The organism is Limnohabitans sp. Rim8 (genome assembly GCF_943326455.1).
Taxonomy (GTDB): domain Bacteria; phylum Pseudomonadota; class Gammaproteobacteria; order Burkholderiales; family Burkholderiaceae_C; genus Limnohabitans_A.
In genome coordinates, this window is record NZ_CALPTI020000003.1 from 1 (window position 1) to 22429 (window position 22429).

Genomic DNA, 22429 nt, shown 5'->3' on the forward strand with positions numbered 1-22429 from the left:
GCTGAGAAACAATCACCTGAGGGTGAAGTGGATTATCGTCAGAGACCGCTGCTGTGGTCGTGTTCAGATCGTTGACCAGAGCAGCTGCACAACCCATATGGCAAGTGGCACAGTCATGGTCCATGCCCGCCGATTGGGGTGAGTTTTTGCTGGACTCTTGGTGGTCAACTGACGCATGGTCATGGGTGTGGTGACCAGGGTGCTTGGCAGTCACACTGGTTTCGTGCTCGCAATAGCTTGCCATTGCTGCCCAACTGAACTGCAAGGGCAACAAAACCAGCAAAAAAATCGCCAAGTACCGTCTCATAGTTTAAATTTTAGCGACTCAAATTTTTCAAAGTCACCGGGCATTTATTTGTCCCCGTGGAGGTTGAGGTCAATAAAGAAGGATTCAGATGCTTTGGCAAGCGTTCCAATTTACGTTTATCCAATACGACTTTTCATTGTTTGCAAATTAACAATAATTTGTGGCTGGCCGCTTTTGGCCGGTAGCAGACGGTCAGCTGTTTTATGCGTACGACTGCAACCGCTGCATTGCAGTTATAAAAAATAACCTGGTGAGTCATCGACGCAGGTGAAATTTATGAGCTCCCTGCCGCTAATCGTCAGCAAAGCGAAGGGGGTAGGTCGAAGTACAAATCACAAACTTCATGCACATCGGGCACTTCAAACAAAAAATTTATATACATTGATCGACGGCTCTACGTGTGACTCGCTTGAAAGTTGTGGCTCGAAAATTTCTCAGCGTAAAAAAATGACACTTGATCACAGCTATGGAATTGTTCCGACGATTTAACTGACATCAAATTCTGTACATTGACGTTGGATCGAGCGCGCACAAATCAATCCCCATCCTGCGGCGCCCAACTCATAGGAAGAGGGTGCTCAATCGTCGCCATCAAAACTTTATATACATTGGCCAGTCTGCGGCGCGAAAATTTATATACATTGAGTCAGTTCAAGCGAAAACTCTTTATACATTGAGCCAATTCCGAGCCACAATGTTTGCTCTACAGGTGCTTAAAAAACCAGCACCGTAAAAAGAAATGACACTGGTTTACAGCTTGCGTCACGGAAGTGAAATTTAAATATCACTTTATAATTATATGGGTATACTACAAGTATACTACTTTGACCCAGTCAAAAACAGCTAAGTTGTTGTTTTTAAAAGGGAAAAAGGTGAAATGTTGGCGTTTTCACACTGCAGGGGTCGCAAGTTCGAAACTTGCATCGCCCACCAAAAATTCCCAATGAAATCAAGCACTTAGAGTAAACTCTATGTGCTTTTTTATTTGCGGTGTCCTAAAAATATCCTAAACGCCTGTTTTCGGAGCCCCAAAAGGGTTCACTTTTACTGCGGTGAACACGGCAGATTTGAAGTTGCTCGCACCAAACTGTTTTGAGCCCCTTCAGAGAATTTTGAGGATTGAGTGCTGCGGCCTCCACGAAACCCGGGGCGATTCATTGAGATTTTTGTCAGCGCGGCTAGAGACGACGAAGGGGGAGGGCTTCGATGAGAGCGGCTGGATTTCCAAGTGAAAGCCAAGCTCGTCGGGGAATTCGTAGCTCACGCAGACGACGCGTACGAGCTGGCCGATGTTGGTGACACTCGGGTTCGTCTTGAACGATGACGGCTAAGTCGCCAGGGCGGCAACGCAGACCACGGAATTGATCAGTCATGAACAAACTCCTGCACCTCGTCAACATTGGTTTACGCCCATGTTGCACGCTAGGTCAGGAGTGCTGGGACGTTTAGCGGATTTAAAGCCCCCGCAAGTACCTAAGTTGGGCGATTGGCTTTTAAATCACCAATGGACAAAAGTTACCGTCATTGATGACGGACTGCGGTCCAGTCAGGAGCATTAGCCGTGGGCATTTACTCACAAATGCGACCCTTTTGATGAGCGCGAGACGACGGAATTGCGCCGAGCGCATTACTCACTGGGCCTCAATCTTGGCCGACTTTACTATGCCCGCATACCTCTGGCGCTCAGACTGCAAGTATCGCGTGTAGTCAGCCGGGGATCTTGGGTCTGGCTCGTAACCACCTTGCACCAAGAAATCGCGCAACTTGGGCTCAGCCAAAGCGCGGCGGGCAGCGGCATTTAGCCTGTCAATGATCAATGGGGGAGTGCCAGCCGGCGCGAAGAGACCGTGCCAGCCGCTGTCGAACTGAAAGCCCTTTACGGACTCGGTAATCGCCGGCACTTCTGGCAGCAAGCTCCAGCGCTTTGCTCCGGTGAAGCCCAATACGTTTACCTTGCCCGCCTTGATCTGTGGCAGCGCGACTGTCGGCGGAATGAACATGGCTTGGACTTCTCCGCTGATGACTGCGTTAAGCGCTTGTGCAGCGCCTTTGTATGGGACGTGTGTTAATTCGAACCCTGTGCTGTCGGCGAAGGTCTGGGCGGCTAGATGCAGCGTATTGCCAATGCCGGGCGATGAGAATGCCAAACCCTTGTTGCTTTTCGAATAGGCGACCAACTCGGCGATCGTTGAGGCGCCTAGCTTGGGATTGCTGATCAGAAGATAACCATCTCCCAGCACAATGTTGGTGATAGGCGCTAGGTCGCGCTCCAAGTCATAGGGGAGCTTCTTGTAGACGCTCGGGTTAATCACGAGGGATGCTGTGGTCAACAGGAGCGTGTAGCCATCAGGCGCCGCCTTAACCAGTGCTTCGGCCGCAATAATTCCGTTGGCGCCCGCCCTGTTGTCCACGTTAATGGGCTGACCCAATGCCCGTGACATGGCCTCCGCTACGTTACGCGCAATCGTGTCCGGCGTGCCTCCGGCGGCGAAGCCCACCAGCAGGCGTATAGGACGGTTCGGATACTCCGCTGGCTGGGAGTGCGCCGATCCGGGCAGTTGCCAGGCAGCTAGCGCGACCGAGGTCGTTAGAATTTGGCGTCTCTTCATCAGTTCCCTCCAGGTTGCAGAGCGGGTGCTCAGGAAAACTGTAAGGCCCACTGTGCGACTTCTACAATCCGCTCGATGCGAGAAAGTCCACAACATGGACGCTGAGTCCAAGACCTTGACGCAAGGCGCACAAAGTTTACGCCGGGCTCTTGCCGTACTGCGAATAGTGGCCGAGACCCAGGAACGAGGTATCCGTCTGGTCGATTTGGTGGAGGGTACCGGATTCAACCGTCCTACGGTTCATCGCATGCTCCAGGTTCTGCGTGAGGAAGGTGTTATCGAGCAGGACTCGGAGACCCGCCGCTATCGTGTCGGCGCGGAGCTTGCACTGCTTGGTATGGCACGCGGCAACCGGTTCCCCATTCGCGGAATCGCCGAACCCTTTTTGCACGAACTGGCAGACAAGGTGGGCGACACAGTGTTCCTGACCATTCGGCAGGGATGCGACAGCATCGCCATCAATCGCGTCACTGGGAATTATGCAATTCAAGTACTCGCTACTGAGACAGGCGTACGCAGGCCACTCGGAGCGGGTGTCGCGGGTGTCGCCATCCTCGCCAGTCTTCCGGCCGTCCAAGCCGTCGATATCACCAGTCGCAACGCGCGGCGACTGGCCAGGCTCGGCGTGAGTGTGGAGACCCTTCAGGCGCGGGTGGAGGAAGCACGGGCGCTCAATTACGCCTGGGCACCAATAGGAGTGGTGCCGAACACTAGCGCCGTAGCCATCCCGATCCTTGATGAGCACTTCAGTCCCCTGGCAGCTGTGACTGTGGTTGGGATGACGGAACGACTGCACGAACGCCGGCTTGCCGGCGTCGTCGCTGCATTGCGAGATACGTCCCAACAGATCTCAAAGCGACACAACGAACTCCGAGCGCGATCAAAATAATGTTCATTATGTGGACATTCGCAGGCGATGCGTATCCCAGGGGAGGGCCTTGCGGCTAAATTCGCAATTTTCGACTTGGGCCGGCAAGATGAAAGCTATACAAATCCGAAGCACCGGCGGACCCGAAGTGTTGGAGTATGTAGATCTACCCGATCCGCAACCTGGACCGGCCGACGCCATTGTTCGGGCTGAGGTAATTGGTGTAGGAAAGCCGGACGTAATGATCCGCACGGGCGTCTACCCTTGGATGCCATCGCTCCCAGCCATCCCCGGCAATGAGATGGTTGGCGTAGTGGAGGCGCTTGGGCCTGATGCAGGCAGAGTGCAAGTCGGACAACGCGTTCTCGTTAGTTCGCGAGAGTTATCGACTCGAGGTGGATGTTATGCGGAGCGCATATGCGTACCTGCGGCATCGCTCTTCTTGTTGCCACAGAGCGTGGATCCTCTGATGGCGGTGAGCATGGGCAACTACCAACTTGCGATGGGCATGCTCTTTGACTCCGGCTCAGCCCCCCCAAGATCCATCGTCGTACAGTCTGCAGCCGGCGGTGTTGGCATCGCGCTGGTCCAATCTGCAGCGGCACACGGCATACAGGTGATTGCCGTGGGCGGGACTGAGGAGAAGTGTGCTTACATCAAATCGGCCGGTGCCCACTACGTTCATCTGCGCGGCAGCGGGGATCTACGGGAGGCAGTGCAGGCAATCACTGCGGGGCGTGGTGTCGACATGGTTTTTGACCACATTGGCGGCTCTGGCTTCGTCGCCCAGTTAGACCTTCTGGCCGCACGAGGCACTCTGCTCTCATACAACGTGTTGCAGGGAATTCCGCAAGAGAATATGGTGGCGGAACTGCGTAGGCGGCTCGATCGCAGCGTCGCTATCCGCAGCTACTCCATACACGTTTTAGATCACGACCCTGTTCGCCGGCGGGAACTGATGCAGACCGTGATCGACTTACTGGGGGAGTCGCGCATCCGGCCGCCTATGCCTCAGAGCTTTCCCTTGCGGAGCGCCCAAGAGGCGCACCGACTCCTAGACGGACCTGCGCTTCTAGGAAAGATCGTGCTCGTGCCATGACCGACTGAATGGTGTGACGGGTAACCCACGTAAGCCCCGTTCCATATTGTGGACATCCATCGCGTCCGTGCCTTGCCGCTGCGCACCAGGATCTCTAAAGTTCAAATTTTCCAAGAAGGGTTAAGACATGGTGATGATTACTGACTCACAAGTGCACGTTTGGGGCGATGAAACTCCTGATCGCCCCTGGATTCCGGGCGGACAAGAACGCCTGCGCCACATGGGACACTTGCCGTCGCTCGGCGTCGATTACCTCGTGCGCAAGATGGATGAAGGCGGTATCTATCGCGCCGTCCTCGTTCCGCCCACCTGGGACCAGGACCGTATCGACGTAGCGCTCGAAGCCTGGTGCCAGTTTCCGGATCGCTTTCGAGTGATGACGCGAATTCCGGTGAACAAGCCTGATGAGGCACGCAAGATGCTGCAGCAATTACGCGGCAAACCGGGCGTGGCAGGCGTGCGGCTGACGTTCAGCTTCGAGGTCGAGCGGGACTGGATCCACGACGGCACAGCAGACTGGTTCTGGCCATACGCAGAGGAGCACGATATACCGGTGATGATGCTCGTGCCGAATGGCAAGGACAAGGTTGCGAAAATTGCCAAGGCACACCCGAAACTGCGCATTGCTATTGATCACATGGGTATTCTCGGTAACACAACGGATGATCGGATCGCGCCATACATTGATGCGACGGTAGCACTAGCGTCACATCCGAACGTGACGGTGAAGTTATCTAACATCCCGAGTTTCTCGACGGCCGGGTATCCCTTCGCTAACGTGATGCCTCATGTACAGCAACTTGTGAAAGCGTTTGGCGCTGAGCGCTGTTTCTGGGGCTCGGACTTTTCACGCATGTTGGGAAAATATGGAGTCGACTACAAGGACGGGGCTGCACTCGTCACCGACCACATGTCCTTCTTATCGCAGAGCGAAAAGGCTCTAATCCTGGGTGACGCCCTCTGCAGATGGTTGCGATGGGACGTTAGCAAGCCCGTCGACGCATCGTAGTGGAGGCCATATGGATCTAGGAATATCGGGCCGAAGTGCGTTGGTCTGCGCGTCGTCCAAGGGCCTCGGGCTCGCCTGTGCCTCGGCGCTCGCGCTTGAAGGGTGCAACGTGACGATCAACGGACGTGATTCGCAAGCTCTGGAGCTAGCGCGGGAAGAGATTCGGGAGCGTTCTGGCGCCGATGTGGCAACGATCGTGGCGGATCTGAACACGGTTGAGGGACGCGAACGGATCATCGCTGCCTGCCCGCAACTCGACATCCTAGTCAACAACAATGCGGGTCCCCCGCCGGGTAACTGGGTGGATTTTCAGCGTGACGATTGGCTTGCGGCTATGGAATCCAACATGCTTGCACCCATCGACCTTATCCAAGCTTTTGTCCCTGGAATGCGTCAGCGCAAATTTGGCCGGGTGGTGAATATAACTTCGGCCATGGTTAAGGCGCCACTGGCACACATGACGCTGTCTACGGCAGCTCGTGCAGGCCTTACGGCCTTCTGCAAGGCGATCTCACGGGAAGTGGCGGTGGACAACGTGACTATCAATAATTTACTTCCTGAGCGCATTGACACGGGACGGCAGAAGTTCATGATCGAGCGGCGGGCTAAGCTGGACGGCGTCTCAGTTGAGGAAGCGAGACGAACGATCACCAACACCATTGCTGCACGCAGGTTCGGGTCGCCAGAGGAATTCGCTTCGGCATGTGCTTATTTGTGCAGCGACCTGGCGGGCTTCATCTCAGGGCAGAACTTGCAGATAGACGGGGGCACTTACCCCGGCGTGATCTAACTGTTGGACGCAGTTGGGTAACTTCGCGATTGCACTGGATTTAAAAAAAGGGCCCGTCGGCGCTGCCTTCGGCCTGCATCGCCCACCACTTTTGGAATTTCCTCTTCCAAATCAACGGCTGTTAGGGTTTTCTTCACACTTGTTTTAGGTTTTCTAAGGCAGTGTTCTAGGAAATCCCATGCGCAAATTCAAACACCCCATCGATCTCAAAGCTGCAGCGGATGCGGCTTCATCTTTTGTTCCCGTTGACGTCACGTTGGCTGAACTCGTTCAAGCGCATTCGCTGGCAAAACCTCGTCTTGAACTGGCGCTGCGGCTCAGAAAATGGTGCGATCCAGTCCATGGTTTTGGTCATGAATCGGCATGGTCCATTTCCAGTGAACGGCTGCAAAAGGCAGCAGAGGCGTTGGTCGAATCAGGCTATGCAACTTCCACAGTCAACAGAGATATTGGTGCCTTGGGACAAGTCTATACATGGGCTGTTGTGAATCGTCGGATGGCTCCCAGAGGATTTATCTCTCCCACACTTGCCGTCAAGCGCTTCGAGGAAAAAATTCGGTATGTGGCATCGTCAGAGCAGGATATTTTGTCTTTGCGCCTGGCCGCAAAAATGGGCAGGGACCGCTTGTTCACGCTGTTCGTCTGGATGCTGGTGGACTCTGGCGCACGCAAGAGTGAGTTGCTTCAAAGGTCATGGCAAGAACTCGATATCGTTGGCGGCAAACTCATCGTGCCCAGAACCAAGAACGATGATTCGCGAACACTGTTCTTTATGCCAGAAAAGATAGCATTGGCCAAAAGGTTAAAGCCTGCATTGGCTGTCGGTTCTGCGGATCGATTGATCTTTGCGGGCAAGAACGGCATCACGCCCATTTGCTATCGAAAGAAGTGGCGCAGCATGACGGGCATGTAGCGACGTCCAGATCTGAGCGTGCATGACATCCGACATTGGGTCGCTGCATCACTGTTGAGGAATGGCGTGGGTGTTGGGGTGGCTTCTCAAATCCTTGGTCATCGGGATCAGACCATGCTGCTGCGTCGGTATGGTCACTTAGACCACATGTCACTTCTCGAGGCGCAACAAGCACGGTGGCAATCGGTCAAAGCGTTAACCGCGCTGCTCAATCCAAGATGGTCGTTTGCTGCGGTGTGAAGTTGTGACATTAGGCTCGGGGAAGTGTGAATTCTTGCCGAGGTCTCCAGTTTCTCAAAGTGTGGAGCCTCGTCAGATACCGGGATGATTTATTTCAGTCATCAAAGTACATTCCCTTTAGTAGGACCTTGCCTTGCCTACCACCTTGAGCTGAGTGAACGATTGCCTCGTGTATGTCGCTTAACTCGTAAATCTTTTCAACGTTCATTCGCAATACGTTCTGAGCTGCTGTCTCAATTAAGGCTGGATATACGGTTTTTGCCTTTTGTCTGTTTTCGGGATCGCTGAACCAGTTGGCCAGCCAAAATCCTTGAACTTGGATGTTTCGAAAAACCAGGTCGTGTGCTGAAATGGTGCTGGGAGCCCCGCTGAGAAGACCGTAAAGCACCAATCGACCTTGCGGACTCAAGCTGGCTGCAAGGGCTTGTGAGGCAACGCCTCCTACAGCATCCAAGCCCAGCACAACGGTCTCACCACGCGTTATTTTCTGAACCTCAGCCTTGAGTGAGTCCGGATCCTTGCCATCGTCGACTAACCAGTATCCGCCTTCATCAGACGCCACGGCCTCAGGACGGCGTACGACATTGATCAAATTGATGTTGAAGTGGGCAGCCAACTGTCGAGAGCACTGACCAACAGCGGAATTCGCGGCGTTTTGAACAACCCACTGCCCGGGTTGGATTTCCACTTGATGTTTAAGAAGTACCCAAGCAGTTGCTGGGTTGGCAGCCAGCATGGCTTGCTGGAGCACATCCGAATTCGATGGAACAGCGATCAAAGACCGTCTTTGAACAACAAGTTCATCAGCCCACACACCGAAAACGCCAATGGGAAGCACTCGGTCACCTGCATGGAGGTCGGTGATCTCACTGCCTGTTTCAAGCACAACAGCTACGCCCTCATGTCCCGGAACGTAGGGTACAGAGGGCTGATGACCGTATTGCCGATTCATTTGCAGCAAGTCTGCTGGAAGAATATTCATGGCCAACATACCAATGCGGACTTCCTTAGGCGCAAGGGGCATTCGAGCATCTTGGCGAATTCGAAGGCGCTCAGATACCGGTACCTGAGGATCGCAGCTGATGACTTCAACCGTCCTCGGATTGTGTGATTCGTTCAAAAAATGGTCCATGGGGTGAGCCTTCACAATCAATAGTTGAATATCAGCGTTTGAGAAGCACAGGTTGATCAGCAATTGTTCGATTTCCGCTCACTACAGCTTCCATCAGGGGTTGTGCTTCTGGGTCTACCATGCAGTCGCAAAAAAGAGTTCGCTCAGCAGCCAAGCCTTGTTCATGACTCCATCGCGTGGCATTTCGGACCAGTTTTTTGATGTTGGCACATGCTCTCGATGGAACGGTTTGGATTTGTCTTGCAAGCTTCATGGCATCGGCCATCACATCATCTGAGCATATGGAAACTAAGCCCACGGCAAGCAGTTCTTGAGGGGTAAAAACCTTGGCCGTCAAAAGACTGAATAGGGCGGGGCCCGCTCCGATCAATGAGGCCATGGCTTGTGTCCCGCCTGCGCCAGGCAGTAGACCCAAATTCAGCTCGGGCAGTCCCAGCTGGTAAACGCCATCTTGTGCCAGTCGTATGTCACATCCAAGAGCCAATTCAAAGCCGCCCCCCATTGCAGTACCGTTAAGCGCGGCAATAAAAATAAGTGGGCTGTTATCAATGCGTTCTATGCACTGGTGAATAACACTTTTAGGGACTGGGCGTTCTATCGAAAAGGTTTTACCGCGTTCGATCATGGCCTGTGAGCGACGCTGCAGGATCGAAACGTCGTAGTGGCGAACAAACATGTCAGGCTCGCCTCCCGTGATCACGACAACTCGACCATCGTTCCATGCATCCAGCTGATCCAGCGCTTCGAGAAGCTCAGACTCCATGGCTTCGTCCATGAATCCGTGAGGTGGATTGAACAGATGGATGACGGCTACACCGTCTTCGCGGGTCATTGACAGGCGTGAGCCTTTCCAGTCTTTCCGTGGGGTGTCCATACAGGTTCTCCAGTTGGAATCAACAGAGGTTTGAGTGCTTTTCAAATGATTTTGAATGAAACTCAATGTGTCTAAAAATACTGCCAACCAACCACTTGTTTGGTGACGTTCATTCTGCTAAGCTTATCAGCATGAAACAGTTAATCAATACCGCGGTGGTGACTGGAGGCGCATCCGGTCTTGGGCTGGCTTTGGTCAGCAAGTTGAGCGAATCCGGTATCAAGGTGACTGTTTTGGATCGCCACGATGGACCGCAGCTGGCATCAGTTCGGTATGTGATTTGTGATGTCATATCGGAGTCTGAAGTCAAAAATGCATTGAATGACTCAGCTGAAAAATTTGGCGCGCCTCAATTGATCGTGAACTGTGCTGGCGTGGGTAAAAACGCACGTTTGCTTGGCCGTAAGGGTGTCCATACGCTTGAACTCTTTAGAGAAGTCATGGATGTCAATGTGCTTGGCACATTCAATGTCCTGCGCTTGGCCGCCGAGCAAATGATTGAACTGCCTTTGACGGAAAACGGTCAAAGGGGAGTGATCATCAACATTTCATCGATAGCAGCCTTTGATGGCCAAATTGGGCAAGCTGCATACTCGGCCTCCAAAGCAGCCGTTGCTGGCATGACCTTGCCGCTGGCCAGGGAGTTGGGCAAGCACGCGATCCGTGTTGTCACCATTTGTCCTGGCGTATTCATGACACCCATGGTTCAAGCCCATGTGACGCAGGAGGTTCTTGATGGGTTGTTGCAAAACGCCGCCTGGCCCAAGCGCCCTGGTAAACCCGAGGAGTTTGCAGAGTTTGTTATGGCCGTTGCGGCCAATCCCATGATCAATGGGGAAACCATTCGACTGGATGGCGGTCTCAGGATGCCATCCCTATGAATGAAGCTTCAGCAAAATTTACAGAACTGACAGTTGTCAATTGGTCGATCGAGGGCGCCAATGTGATGATCGCTGAGCTTGCAAGACCGGATGGGGCTGACTTGCCTAGTTGGGAGGCTGGAGCGCATATCGACATCAAGTCAAGTGATCGCCTCGGCAAGGATGCGATCAGGCAATACTCATTGTGCAGTCGCCATAGCGAAAAAAAATGGCGAGTTGCGATTTTGGCTGATGTCAACGGCACTGGAGCCTCGCTGAATCTTCACGAAAAGATAAAGAACGGTCACAACCTGGAAGTCCGTGGACCTCGGAACCTGTTTGGCTTGGAAAAGGATGCCGACCCCATCGTTTTGGTCGCTGGCGGCATTGGCATCACGCCCATTTTGGCAATGGCCGAAACGCTCAGTGCCCAAAACCGAAATTTCCGACTCCACTATCACGCACGCAGTCGTGGAAGTGCAGCGTTTGTGGACGAGCTGAAATCATCCAAATACGCTGCAAGCGTTATTTTTTCATTTGATGATGAAAATGCAGTCAGCGTTGATTCCATTTTTACAAGCGCAGATGCCACCGCATCGCTCTATACCTGCGGCCCCGCAGGCTTCATGAATGCTGTCATCGAAGCTGCAAAGGGCGTGGGTGTACAGGATGCAAAAATAAGAAAAGAGCTCTTTGGCGGCGCAAATGAAACTGTTGCAGAAGGATCTGTTCGCATGGATCGTGTCTTTACCATCAAGATTCAATCAACGGGTGCCCTTGTGGAAGTACCCGTGGGTCAGACGGCTGTTCAAGCACTTTCGGCGGCCGGGGTTGACGTGCTGGTTTCTTGTGAGCAAGGACATTGCGGCTCGTGCTTGACTCGAGTCTTGGAGGGCACTCCAGACCATCGTGATCAGTTCATGCTGCCTGAAGAGCATGAGAAAAATGACGCCTTCACACCCTGCTGCTCGCGATCGTTAACCCCCTGTTTGGTTTTGGACTTATGAACGCACCGCTTGTCTATGATCCGTCCAACGAGGCGATCAGAACCAATCCCTTTCCTTTCTATGAGGCACTGCAAGAAAGGGATCCAGTTCACTGGAGTCCGGCCATCAAGAGCTGGATCATCACCCGGTACGACGATGTCCGTCAGGTGGCCATGTCATCCAACATGTCGTCGGATCGTTTGCGCCCTTTTTATGAGGCATTGAAAGACGAGCGCAGGGACATTCTGTCTGGTGTGATGCGGTATCTCAATGAGTGGCTTGTGTTCAAGGCGCCACCTGAGCACACTCGGCTTCGAAAGATGATGAATGTCGTCTTCTCGCTTCAATTGATTCAGTCGCGTGAGGGCGCCATCAAAAAGACAGTTGAGCAATTGCTTGAAGGCATGGATCCGTCACGCGATGTGGACTTCATGGAAAAAGTCGCGGTCTTGCTGCCCGCCTACGTCATTTTGGACATGATGGGCTTACCTCGTGAGGACTTCGCTGAAATTAAACGGTGGTCCGATGATCTGCGTTTGTTTATCGGCACATCCCGATCAGAAGACGACAAATACAAAAAAGCCAGAGACGGTGCTGATCGCATGTCCTCCTATTTTCGGGATGTGATTTCACAGAGGCGAATCTCACCTGGCGACGATGTCATCACGGCGATGGTTTCTGTCACCGACGCGAATGGTGCGCTGAGCGAGGATGAGCTGGTGGCCATGTGCATGCTTGTTTTATTTGGAGGCCATGAAACGACAACCAGTCTGCTGGGCAGTGCCATTGTGGCGCTGATCAATCACCCAGAGCAAAAACAAAGACTTCATGAGGAACCCGCACTGATTGACTCGGCTGTAGAAGAGTTTTTACGGTATGACGGTCCCAGCAACAGCATTGCGAGAGTTGCAGCGGTCGATCACGAGTTGCATGGCAAGAAGTTGGTCGCAGGTGACCGCGTTTTTGCAATGATCAATGCGGCCAATCGCGACCCGCGTCGATTTGATCGGCCACATGAGCTGATTCTGGACCGCACACCCAATCGGCATTTGACCTTTGGTCAAGGTCTTCATTTTTGTCTTGGTGCACCTTTGGCCAGGCTTGAGGCTAAGGTGTGCATTGGCTCTCTTGTTGCCCAATACCCTGCCATGCGTTTTGGGCAAGGTGAGGTGAAATGGTTGGATGCGCTGGTCATGCGCGGTCCAACGCAGTTGCCCTTGGTTCTCAGTTAAACAGTTTGATCTCTGGAGGTTCCTGATGAGCGACGTTTATGTGATTGGTGCTTCATGTACGCCCTTTGGTAAGCAGGCTGACAAGACTTTCAAAGATCTGACACGAGACGCTTTCATGGGTCTGATTGCAGATACAGAAGTTGATATTGCTCATCAAATTGATCAGGCATGGTTTGGCAATTGTGGAATGGGCACTTTTGGTCAACGCAATATTCGTGGCCAAGTTTGTTTTACCCCCTTGGTGCGTGAAGGTATCTTTCCGGAAAGGGTGCCACTCATCAACGTAGAAGGCGGCTGTGCAACGGCGTCCATGGCGTTTCACGGTGCTTACAAGGACATTCTTTCTGGTGAGTGTGATTTGTCGTTGGCCATGGGTGTGGAAAAAACATTTTTCCCGGGCGATCCTGAGCGCACCATGGAAATTTTTCAAGGTGGCATTGATCAGTTTGATCCGCAAGAGTGGCAGGCGTATTACCGAATGGCAGGCGAGCAATCGGGCAAGCCCTTTGTGACCAATAGTGGTGGAGGCACCTTGTTCATGGATACCTATGCCATGCAAGCTGCGTACCATATGAAGACATTTGGAACTACGCGAGAGCAAATCGCTTATGCATCTTCTAAAAATCATGCCATGGGAGCCCTCAATCCCAATGCACAGTACCGGTTCAACATCACACCGGAGGAAGTGCTGAATGATCGAGAGATCAGTTGGCCTTTGACCCGTGCCATGTGTTCGCCCGTGGGTGATGGCGCATCAGCTGCATTGCTTTGCTCTGAGCGATTCTTGCGCGCTCTACCCAAGCGTGTGCAGGAGAGGGCCATTGCTGTAAGCGCAAGCGTGATGACCGGCGGAAAGTACCGTGACTTGGCAGAGCCAGGACTTTCGCACGTGGCCGCCAAAAAGGCCTATGCAAAAGCCGGTCTAAAGCCCTCAGACATCGATATTGCCGAGGTCCATGACGCGACATCGTTCTGTGAGATTTACCAGGCAGAAATGCTCGGATTCTGCGAAATTGGACAGGGGGGCTCATATGTCGCCAGCGGTGCCACTTCGTTTGGTGGAGAGTTGCCCATCAATTTGTCTGGCGGGTTGGTGTCCAAAGGTCACCCGGTCGGGGCAACAGGTCTGTCCATGATTTATGAGCTGGTGACCCAATTGCGTGGAGAAGCCGGTAGTCGGCAATCTGAAGGTGCAAATATCGCACTTGCTGAGAACGGCGGTGGTGTGATTGGTTTTGATGAGGCGGCTTGTTCCATCACCATTTTGCAGCGAAGCAATTGATCAACTCGGTGTGAGTTTGGTTATTTGATGAATCTCAAATGTCTGTGGACTCGGCTTTTTTCCTGAACAAGGAAAAAAGCTGTTTTGCAACCGTAGAGGGCGAATCTCCTCCAGGTTGGTACCACATCAATGCACCATTCAACGCCCCAAGAAGGCCCAAACGGAAGTAACGTTTCTTGATGCCCTGCGGCAACTCCACCGCATCGGTCAATTTCAAAAACACCTTTTCGTATCTGTCACGCTGCGCAACCAGTGCTGTTCGCATGCTCTCTGAGTAATTGGCGGACCAGTCGGCCAACACCGTGGCGGCCGGGCTTTCTCTCATGAGTAAGGCTTCAAGATGCGCAATGCATGCGGCTTCAAGTCGTTGCCATGGGTCAGAGTAGGGCTCAATGGCCTTTTCAACGTCTTTGACAAAACGGTCAACACCGGAGGAATAGACAGTGATGAACAGTTCCTCTTTAGATCCAAAGTGGTGGTAGATGGATCCATGCAAAATACCGAATGCAGCCGAGATGTCTCGCATTGAAGTGTTGGCATACCCGCGTGCACCAAACAAAAGAGCAGCCTTTTCAATCAGTTCAGCTCTTCTGTCAACAATCAAACCAACTTCACTGTCTTTGGTCTTTGCGTTGGTAGCGCTCGCACTTTTAGGTGGTTTCTTGGATGTCGGCGCTGGATTGGATATTGTTTTCATCGCTTTAGGGCAAAAGTTTTGGCTGCATGGTAAAGGCTTGATTGAGTTCTTCTGGACAACCCAATCGTGTCACCTGGAAATTTAAGTTTTGACGTTTATCCAGTAGGGTTCTCTGAGAACGCGTTTTAAAACCTTGCCCAAGGCATTGCGAGGAAAGTCTTCACGCGTTTCAATGTTGGAGAGTCTTTGGTGTTTGGCCAATCGTTCGTTGCACCAAGGGAGCATCAACGAGGCGTCGAATACTGCACCTGGCCTGAGAATGACCAAGGCCAACGGTGTTTCACCCCAACGCTCATGCGGTACGCCAATGACTGTGGTGTCAAGCACGTCTGGGTGTTGACCGATTATTTCTTCCAGGTCGGTTGGAAAGACATTAAACCCTCCAGAAATGATCATGTCTTTTTTACGGTCGACCAGCTTGAGATAGCCATCTTCGTCTTGGCTACCAATATCACCCGAACGAATAAAGGTTCTGCCCCGCTCATCTTGCCAAATCAGCTCTGATGTCTCATTCGGCTTGCCATGATAAGCAGACATCATTCCCGGACCGTAACCTGCGATTTCGCCAATTTCACCCGGTCCGAGTACAACGCCTGACTCATCCAGAACGCGGACCTCAAACCCAAGAACGGGGGTGCCTACCGTATCGAACTTATCTGCCGGCGCATTGGGTTTGAGCATCGTTGCAAAGCCCTCACTGAAGCCATACAGTTCGATGAGCTTGTTCCCTAACCGCTCGATAACCTGGCGTTTGGTATCCCTCCTGAGCGGCGAGCCTGCGCACAGAAGTACGTCCAATGTACTGTGGTCATACTGAGCCGTATCGGTTTGAAGCAGTGCAATGTACTGGGCCGGGACCATGAAAGTGTGGGTGATTTTTTCGTGCGCAACCAGTCTTGAAAACTGCGTTGGCTCGAAAGCAGGCATCACAACGCAGGTGCCACCACTGAACAGAACGGGCAGCATCATGAGCCAGGTTCCATTTGAATAAAGGGATGTGGTGGTCAGTGCACGACTTCGGTCACTGAACCGCATCTCAATAGAATTTGAAATTGCCCAGTGAACCCTGGCACGGTGGCTCTGCATGATGCCTTTTGGAAGGCCCGTTGTGCCTGAGCTGTAAATGATGTTGAAGGCGTCCTCGGAGCGATAAACGGCACTTGGGGTACAGGTTGATTGCCCATTTGTGAGCTCGGAGTAGTTAGTCCAACCTTCGGCTTGACCATGTACAACGTAGCGATGCTTCGCGTTGAGGTGAACCAGTTCATCTTGAAATGGTCGCAGTCTCTCTATGAAGTCTGCGGTTGCAAAAGCCTGTTTAGCGCCACAATCATTGATCAAGGAAGCAAGTTGTTGCCCCGTCAGCAAACCGGACAGTGGCACCACGCAGCAACCCGCTTTGACAACACCGAACATGACTTCGAGTATTTCGACTGAATTGCCCATCATGACCACAACGCGGTCACCGCGTGCAACGCCAGACGCCAAGAGTGCATTGGCGACACGGTTCATGTTGGCGTTGAAATCCCCCCAAGTCCGCCTGACTGAACCGCACACAACAGCTTCTTGGTGTTTGCGAAACTTTCCGTGGCTGCTGAATATTTCCGGTATCGTGATCTCTGCATAGTCAAGGGATAACAAGGTTTTCTCCTTCGGTGAATTCATGGTAAGTTGGAACGTGTTGGCATATGGCTCGTCGCTTTGAAATACTCGATCAGTGCTTCAATGGCCATTGACTCAAAACCTTATTGTTCGTGCAGCATGCAAATCAAAGAGACTTTTTCATTCAGGGTACCGGTGATTGCTGCACCCATGTTTTTGGTGAGCGGTATTGAGCTTGTGGTGTCCTCTGTCAACGCGGGCATTGTCGGTGCATTTCCAACGCTCAATGCGCGAACGCCAGCTTTGCTGGATGCATGGTTATCTGAAATCAAAGATCGAACTCTCGGTGCAAGCGGACTTGTTGCGGCCAACCTGATACTTCACCCATCCAATGGAAGAAGGGACGATGACCTGGATATTGTGATCAACCACCGAGTACCTTGGGTGATCACCTCTGTTGGATCGCCGGCCAATGTTGCAGGCCGCATCCACGCCTATGGCGGTCGTGTTTTGGCAGATGTGGCCACTGTCAGGCACGCGAGGAAGGCGATTGAGGCTGGCGTTGATATGTTGGTACTTCTGACGGCCGGCGCTGGCGGTAACACCGGTTGGATCAATCCATTTGCCTTCATCGAGGAGGTGCGTAGTTTTTGGTCTGGCCCTTTGGCTGTTGCTGGTTGTGTAACAACGGGTCGCCAGGTCAGAGCTGTTCAGGTGGCGGGTGCTGACATGGCCTACATGGGCACACCATTCATCGCTACGCCTGAGAGTATGGCGTCGCAAGACTACAAAGAGGCGTTGGTCGCAGCTGGTGCCGATGACATTGTGAAGACCGATGCTGTGACAGGGATTCCAGCGAATTTTTTGAAGTCGTCTTTGCTTGCCCAAGGCATCATGCAGGCAGACGGAAGTTTGTTGCCCAAGGGGGCTAGTGATCTGGCGAGTTGGAAAACTGCATGGAGTGCAGGTCAGGGTGTGGCTTCTATTGGAGCGGTGGAGACCGTGGCGCACAGGGTAGAAAAACTGCACCAGGAGTGGATCAAGGCCGCTGATGTCGTTGCCCGATAAATCACTTTTCGATTCACTTTGGCGGCTCATATCGCCCTGTCTCTTCCTTGCCAGTAGCGCAGTCGTAGTTCGCGCTTGAGTACTTTGCCTGTCGCGCTTCTTGGCAACTGATCCGTGAACTCAAGTGATTTAGGTGTACTCACTGAGCCGATCTGCGTCTTGACCAAGTTCTGAAGTTCATCGGCCTCCACCACAAAACCGGGCTTGAGTTCCAAAACGGCGTGAACAGACTCGCCCCATTTGTCGTTTGGAATGCCAAAAACACAGGCTTCTTGAACGGCTGGGTGCGTCATCAGAGCTTGCTCAACACCAGCAGAGTAGATGTTGAATCCACCCGAAATGATCACATCCTTTTTTCGATCCAGAAGTGTGATGCGGCCATCGTTGTCCATCGCGCCAACATCGCCTGTGTGGTACCAGCCATATCGGTGTACGAGCGTGCTTGCAGCCTCATCCTCAAGGTAGGCTGCACTGCTGACCCAGTCACGCAACACGATTTCACCGGGCTCACCTGTTTCGCACCATTGACCATCATCGCGCATGACACGAGCTTGACGACTGATGGAGGGTGAACCAATTGAGCGAAGAACGTTGGTTGTCGCAGGCGATTCGACCTGCATATGCTCACTGGGGGACAAATACGTGATGGGGCCGATGGCTTCTGCTTGACCATACATGTTCACCATGACCGGTCCAAAAACTGACAATGCCTGCTTCAGAGGTTCTTCAGCCATAGGGGCGGCTGCATAGACGAAATTCTCTAGCGACCGGTAATCAAACGATTTGATCTTTTCAGACGACAGCAGCATGTAGATCACCGTGGGCGGGAGAAAGAGTATTTGAATCTTCTCTTGTTCAATCGTTTGCAGAATTTCCAATGGATCCGCCTTGTCCAGCAATATGTGCGTAGACCCGGTCATGGTGAGTGCGAAGATGAAACTGCCTGCGAAGTGGGTCATCGGAGCCACGACCAAATGTCGTTTGGCTTCATGTGCTTTCATTGAAAACAGCATGTCCATGCTGGTCACATAGTTCGACAGGTGCGTGTGCATGACCCCCTTTGAACTGCCCGTTGTTCCGCTGGTGGAGTAAAGAGTCCATGGGGTCAAGGGGTCATTGGGGAGGTCTTTGGCGATCGAACCTGGTGGTGCCATCCAGTCCTGTAATGAGGGTGTCTCACCATCTTTTTGGTCAAGGCAACACCATTGAGACATTGAGCTCAGTTCATTTTTGACATGCTCTGCGAGAGAAGCGATATGGCTGTGGTAAACCATGGCTGATGGTTTGTGTTGCCGCAAAATGCCTGCATTCAAGGCCGGACTGTTTCTGACATTGACAGGCACCAGCACCATGCCCGCACGCCAAAGCCCGTACATGAAAATCAAACCGCGCCAGTCGTTCGGCGATAAAAAGGCAACACGTGTACCTGGTGCGATGCCCATGTCCTGGATTTTTGAGGCTATTCGATGAGACATCGATACCGCCTCTTGGTAGCTGACGGCGATGCCCCCTTGTTTGACAAAGATGGCTTCAGGCGTTCTCAGCCCCGCCTTGTCCAGCGCGTCTGTCGCCCTCATAGTTATCTCCTGATTCTCAGTCCATCAGATCAGGCAAGCTGGTGGCAATGGAGGGAAAGCCAATCAGCAACGCCAGTAGTACAGCTTCCATGACGAGAAATGGCATGACACCCGCAAACAGTTGACGCGAATTGACTTGCCCTTTGGCCGATGACAAAACTGCAAACAGATTGAGCCCGACTGGCGGGGTGATGGCTGCAATTTCGATGAGTTTGATGATCAATACACCAAACCAAATTCCATGAATCCCCAGAGACGTGGCAATGGGATAAAGAAAAGGAAGCGTGATGATCATCAAAGACACGCTGTCGACAAAGCAGCCCAAGATCAGATACAGAATCACCACCAAGGCAATAAATACAGCGGCACTCATTTCGAGGGTGACCACCAATGCTTTGAGATCACCGATGAAGCCGCTGATCAGCAAAAATCGACTGAACAAGAGTCCGGCCATCACGATCAAGAAAAGCACAGCAGAGATGCGCGCACTTTCAATGAGGCTCTCCCAAAGGGCACCTTTGGGCAAACGCTGGGTAGACAGGGCAATCAGTAGAACACCGGTTGCACCAACTGCACCTGCTGCAGAAGGTGGAAATGTACCGGTATAGATGCCGCCTACAACCAGGCCAATCAGCAAGAAAACTGCCCAGGCGCTCGATATGCCTTGCAATTTTTGCTTCAAGCTGAATCTTTCGCTGATCAGCGGGGCCCACTCAGGTCTGTAGATCAGCATGACCCGAATGCCTACGATATAGCCCACAGCGGTCAGAACGCCAGGCAAGATACCTGCGATCAACAGTTTGCCAATGGGCTCGCCCGTCAGCACAGCAAAGAGCACCATCGCGATAGAAGGCGGGATGAGTCCAGCCAAAGTGCCTGCAGCAGCAACGCAGCCCGCAGAGACGCCCGGGTTGTACCCATAACGGATCATCTCTGGCAAGGCCATGCGTGTGAAGATGCTGGCTGCAACTGTTGTCGAGCCAGATATGGCCGCGAACATGGCTTGTGCCATCACGGTCGCCATCATGAGGCTTCCGCGAATTTGGCTGGTCAGCTGAAAAGCTGCTTTGTACAGATCAGTGATGATCCCAGCTCGTGATGCCAAAGTGCCCATCAAAACGAACAAGGGCACAACGACAAAGTTGTAATCACTTGCGAACGCGTACGGCAGTGATTGGATAGTGGACAACAAAAAAGTTGAACCGACAGCATAAAAAATGCCAACGATGGCAACTACGCCGACTGCGTACGCCACAGGCACACCCAGACCCAAAAGGCACAGCATGGCTACAAAACCGAAAAGTCCTGTATTCACTGGCTTTCCTTCGTTGTCGATGCATTGAAAATTTGCTGAAACAATTGACCGATCATGGTCAAGACGCAAAGACTTGCGCCAATGGGGCACGCCAATTTCCAAGGCCAAATCGGAAAGCCTGAGGTGTCAGCAGAGACCTCCCAAATCATCACGCTTTTGATAGCCTGATTCCATAAACCGTAAGTGATCAATCCCACAAAAAGAAGGCCGCAAAGGGTGCCAAGAAATGCGGTTGCTTTTTTAGTTTTATGACCCATATAGGATTCAAACAAGTCCACGCGGATATGTTCATTCCCTCTTTGAACCGGACTGCAAGCCAGAAAAATACTGCTCGCCAAAAGTGTCCCAGACAACTCAACTTTGTAAGACAAGTAGTAGCCCAAAACGTTGCCCATTACGATGTCTATTGCCCCCACAGCCATCATGATGAACACAGCACTTGCGCAAACCGCAAGTGCTGCTTTCTCGGTCCAGACGATCAATTTGCTCATCTGTTAACAGGTTCAGTTGCGAGAATTCACAAAGCTTTGAGCAGCTTTCCTTTGCAGAGGAATCAATTCTTTGATCTTCTCGCCCAGGCCGTCTTTGGTGGACTTGTCTACCCAGATTTGGATCATGTCGGGTGAACGTGTTATGAAGTTTTGCAGGTCTTTCATCGGGACAATGCTGCCACCTGTTGCTCTGAATTTGTCGACAGCATCTGCCTCGACTTTTGGCAAGGCAGCAAGGTCTTTTTGCATGGCCTCTTGAGCAACTTGTGTGAATAGCGTTTGCACCGAGCGTGGCCATGCGTTGAATGTTTTAGCAGGCACGTACATCTGGAAAGTCGTGAAGGAGCCGGTATTCAAGTCAGACAGGAATGGCGCGACTTTTTGCAGGTCTGAGAAAGGTGTCCATTCGATTGGGCCGAAATTGCAGTCCAGCGTTCCACGCTGCAGGCCTTCACGGATTTCAGTCGCTTGAACGCGGGTAGGCACCATGCCAAATGCTTCCATCCAAATCGGCACATAAGCGCCTCCGACCGCTCTGACTTTCAAACCTTTAAGGTCTGCTGACGTATTGATCGCCTTGTTGCAAAGCAATTTATACGGGGAGGGCACTGTCCACTTGATGACTTTGAGGTTTTGAGCCTGGAGTTCATCGGTCACGGTTTTGGTGGCGTAGCTGGCACGCGCCAGTTCAGATCCTGTTTTGGCATCAGCGGATACGCGATTGAGCAGGCCCGCCGAGACAGAAGTCAATGGAAGTTCTGCGGCATGAACAGCTTGTGCGAATACGCCAATGTCTACAGCGCCGTTGCCTACCAAGTTTTTGATTTCTGTGAGACCACCCAGCTGACCCGACCAGAAAATCTGAATTTTGATCTTGCCGCCAGATCGTTTTTCAATTTCATCTGCAAACCACTTGTCCCATTCGGCACCGGGGAAAGTCTGAGCCAGTGGGTGCGCCATTTTGAGTGATAAGGTTGGGAAGTCCTGAGCTTGTGATGGCAGTGCAAGTGTGAGTGCTGCAAAGGTAACTAACAATTGTTTCTTCATCGATGACTCCTGGTTGTTTTAAAAGATTGCCAAGTGGCGGGAAGTGAAGCTTGCCCCTCATGCTATCGACTCAGAACCTACAAAACAATCGTTTGGTTGTTGACTTTTTTAGGGGTTTACCCGCCCAGTAAATGAATGTGACCAATATTGAAGCGAGCATTGACCTGATTGGTATATCGCGACGTCCAGGTTTGCGCGTGCATGGCATACGGCATTGGGACGCTGCATTACTGTTGAGGAATGGCGTTGATGTTGGCGTTGCTTAGCAGGTGTGGTCACTGAGACCACATGTCACTGCAAGATTCGCAGCGAGCACGGTGGAAGTCGGTTAGTGTGTCAACCGCGCAGCTCACTCCAACATGGTCGTTGGCTGAAATGTGACGACCGGTTGTGTGGCGCAGGGCGGTTTGATTACTTGCCCAAGTAACCCC

Annotated in this window: 21 protein-coding genes and 1 pseudogene; 12 read left to right on the forward strand and 10 right to left on the reverse strand. The window is 52.4% G+C overall.

Going from position 1 to position 22429, the window contains the following annotated elements:
- On the reverse strand, positions 1 to 295 hold a 295-nt coding region (locus tag Q1M54_RS02525; protein ID WP_300553460.1), incomplete at its 3' end, for a hypothetical protein.
- 1643 nt (positions 296 to 1938) lie between these two features.
- On the reverse strand, positions 1939 to 2916 hold the full coding sequence (locus Q1M54_RS02530) for a tripartite tricarboxylate transporter substrate binding protein (protein ID WP_300553462.1): 978 nt from the start codon (positions 2914 to 2916) through the stop codon (positions 1939 to 1941).
- A gap of 94 nt (positions 2917 to 3010) precedes the next feature.
- On the opposite strand from Q1M54_RS02530, the gene Q1M54_RS02535 reads away from it, so the two are divergent.
- The 7 genes and pseudogenes from Q1M54_RS02535 (at position 3011) to Q1M54_RS16395 (ending at position 7835) form a co-directional block, all read left to right on the forward strand.
- On the forward strand, positions 3011 to 3805 hold the full coding sequence (locus Q1M54_RS02535) for an IclR family transcriptional regulator (protein WP_300553465.1): 795 nt from the start codon (positions 3011 to 3013) through the stop codon (positions 3803 to 3805).
- An 88-nt stretch (positions 3806 to 3893) separates the two neighbouring features.
- Positions 3894 to 4148: pseudogene (locus Q1M54_RS16390) on the forward strand (alcohol dehydrogenase catalytic domain-containing protein); the annotation flags it as partial.
- Between the two features lie 105 nt (positions 4149 to 4253).
- Positions 4254 to 4883, forward strand: coding sequence for a zinc-binding dehydrogenase (locus Q1M54_RS02540; protein WP_300553468.1), 630 nt, complete (start codon positions 4254 to 4256; stop codon positions 4881 to 4883).
- A gap of 127 nt (positions 4884 to 5010) precedes the next feature.
- Positions 5011 to 5892 (forward strand): amidohydrolase family protein, encoded by an 882-nt coding sequence (locus Q1M54_RS02545; protein WP_300553470.1) that lies wholly within the window; start codon positions 5011 to 5013, stop codon positions 5890 to 5892.
- A 10-nt stretch (positions 5893 to 5902) separates the two neighbouring features.
- Positions 5903 to 6682, forward strand: coding sequence for an SDR family oxidoreductase (locus Q1M54_RS02550; RefSeq protein WP_300553473.1), 780 nt, complete (start codon positions 5903 to 5905; stop codon positions 6680 to 6682).
- 178 nt (positions 6683 to 6860) lie between these two features.
- Positions 6861 to 7595, forward strand: coding sequence for a hypothetical protein (locus Q1M54_RS02555; protein ID WP_300553476.1), 735 nt, complete (start codon positions 6861 to 6863; stop codon positions 7593 to 7595).
- Positions 7596 to 7613: 18 nt separating this feature from the next.
- Positions 7614 to 7835 (forward strand): tyrosine-type recombinase/integrase, encoded by a 222-nt coding sequence (locus Q1M54_RS16395; RefSeq protein WP_366146242.1) that lies wholly within the window; start codon positions 7614 to 7616, stop codon positions 7833 to 7835.
- A gap of 94 nt (positions 7836 to 7929) precedes the next feature.
- Here the strand turns inward: Q1M54_RS16395 and Q1M54_RS02560 are convergent, their stop codons facing one another.
- Both Q1M54_RS02560 and Q1M54_RS02565 read right to left on the reverse strand, forming a co-directional pair.
- Positions 7930 to 8967: a zinc-dependent alcohol dehydrogenase family protein gene (locus Q1M54_RS02560; protein ID WP_300553479.1), complete on the reverse strand. Its 1038-nt coding sequence runs from the start codon at positions 8965 to 8967 to the stop codon at positions 7930 to 7932.
- A gap of 31 nt (positions 8968 to 8998) precedes the next feature.
- The gene (locus tag Q1M54_RS02565) at positions 8999 to 9841 is read right to left on the reverse strand and encodes an enoyl-CoA hydratase/isomerase family protein (protein WP_300553482.1); all 843 of its coding nucleotides are present in this window, start codon (positions 9839 to 9841) and stop codon (positions 8999 to 9001) included.
- Between the two features lie 131 nt (positions 9842 to 9972).
- Here Q1M54_RS02565 and Q1M54_RS02570 point away from each other — a divergent pair, with 131 nt between their 5' ends.
- From Q1M54_RS02570 to Q1M54_RS02585, 4 genes are read left to right on the forward strand one after another with little or no spacing between them, the layout of a single operon-like run.
- Positions 9973 to 10722, forward strand: a complete 750-nt coding sequence (locus tag Q1M54_RS02570) for an SDR family NAD(P)-dependent oxidoreductase (protein WP_300553484.1) — start codon at positions 9973 to 9975, stop codon at positions 10720 to 10722.
- The gene (locus Q1M54_RS02575) at positions 10719 to 11708 is read left to right on the forward strand and encodes a PDR/VanB family oxidoreductase (protein WP_300553486.1); all 990 of its coding nucleotides are present in this window, start codon (positions 10719 to 10721) and stop codon (positions 11706 to 11708) included. The genes Q1M54_RS02570 and Q1M54_RS02575 overlap by 4 nt, the downstream gene beginning before the upstream one ends.
- Positions 11705 to 12919, forward strand: coding sequence for a cytochrome P450 (locus tag Q1M54_RS02580; protein WP_300553489.1), 1215 nt, complete (start codon positions 11705 to 11707; stop codon positions 12917 to 12919). Before Q1M54_RS02575 ends, Q1M54_RS02580 begins: the two co-directional genes overlap by 4 nt.
- 25 nt (positions 12920 to 12944) lie before the next feature.
- Entirely contained in the window at positions 12945 to 14201 is a 1257-nt protein-coding gene (locus Q1M54_RS02585; protein ID WP_300553491.1) for a thiolase family protein, read from the forward strand.
- A gap of 34 nt (positions 14202 to 14235) precedes the next feature.
- On the opposite strand, the gene Q1M54_RS02590 is transcribed toward Q1M54_RS02585, so the two are convergent.
- On the reverse strand, positions 14236 to 14898 hold the full coding sequence (locus Q1M54_RS02590) for a TetR/AcrR family transcriptional regulator (protein WP_300553493.1): 663 nt from the start codon (positions 14896 to 14898) through the stop codon (positions 14236 to 14238).
- 81 nt (positions 14899 to 14979) lie between these two features.
- On the reverse strand, positions 14980 to 16539 hold the full coding sequence (locus Q1M54_RS02595; protein ID WP_300553496.1) for an AMP-binding protein: 1560 nt from the start codon (positions 16537 to 16539) through the stop codon (positions 14980 to 14982).
- Positions 16540 to 16599: 60 nt separating this feature from the next.
- On the opposite strand from Q1M54_RS02595, the gene Q1M54_RS02600 reads away from it, so the two are divergent.
- Positions 16600 to 17568 carry a nitronate monooxygenase gene (locus tag Q1M54_RS02600; protein WP_300553499.1) on the forward strand — a complete coding sequence of 323 codons (969 nt, stop codon included), beginning with the start codon at positions 16600 to 16602 and terminating at the stop codon, positions 17566 to 17568.
- A gap of 26 nt (positions 17569 to 17594) precedes the next feature.
- On the opposite strand, the gene Q1M54_RS02605 is transcribed toward Q1M54_RS02600, so the two are convergent.
- From Q1M54_RS02605 to dctP, 4 genes are read right to left on the reverse strand one after another with little or no spacing between them, the layout of a single operon-like run.
- The gene (locus Q1M54_RS02605; RefSeq protein WP_300553502.1) at positions 17595 to 19145 is read right to left on the reverse strand and encodes an AMP-binding protein; all 1551 of its coding nucleotides are present in this window, start codon (positions 19143 to 19145) and stop codon (positions 17595 to 17597) included.
- A 16-nt stretch (positions 19146 to 19161) separates the two neighbouring features.
- Positions 19162 to 20430: a TRAP transporter large permease gene (locus Q1M54_RS02610; protein ID WP_300554051.1), complete on the reverse strand. Its 1269-nt coding sequence runs from the start codon at positions 20428 to 20430 to the stop codon at positions 19162 to 19164.
- Between the two features lie 26 nt (positions 20431 to 20456).
- Positions 20457 to 20951 (reverse strand): TRAP transporter small permease, encoded by a 495-nt coding sequence (locus tag Q1M54_RS02615; RefSeq protein ID WP_300553506.1) that lies wholly within the window; start codon positions 20949 to 20951, stop codon positions 20457 to 20459.
- A 12-nt stretch (positions 20952 to 20963) separates the two neighbouring features.
- Positions 20964 to 21998: a TRAP transporter substrate-binding protein DctP gene (dctP, locus tag Q1M54_RS02620; protein ID WP_300553508.1), complete on the reverse strand. Its 1035-nt coding sequence runs from the start codon at positions 21996 to 21998 to the stop codon at positions 20964 to 20966.
- Positions 21999 to 22429 lie beyond the last annotated feature (431 nt).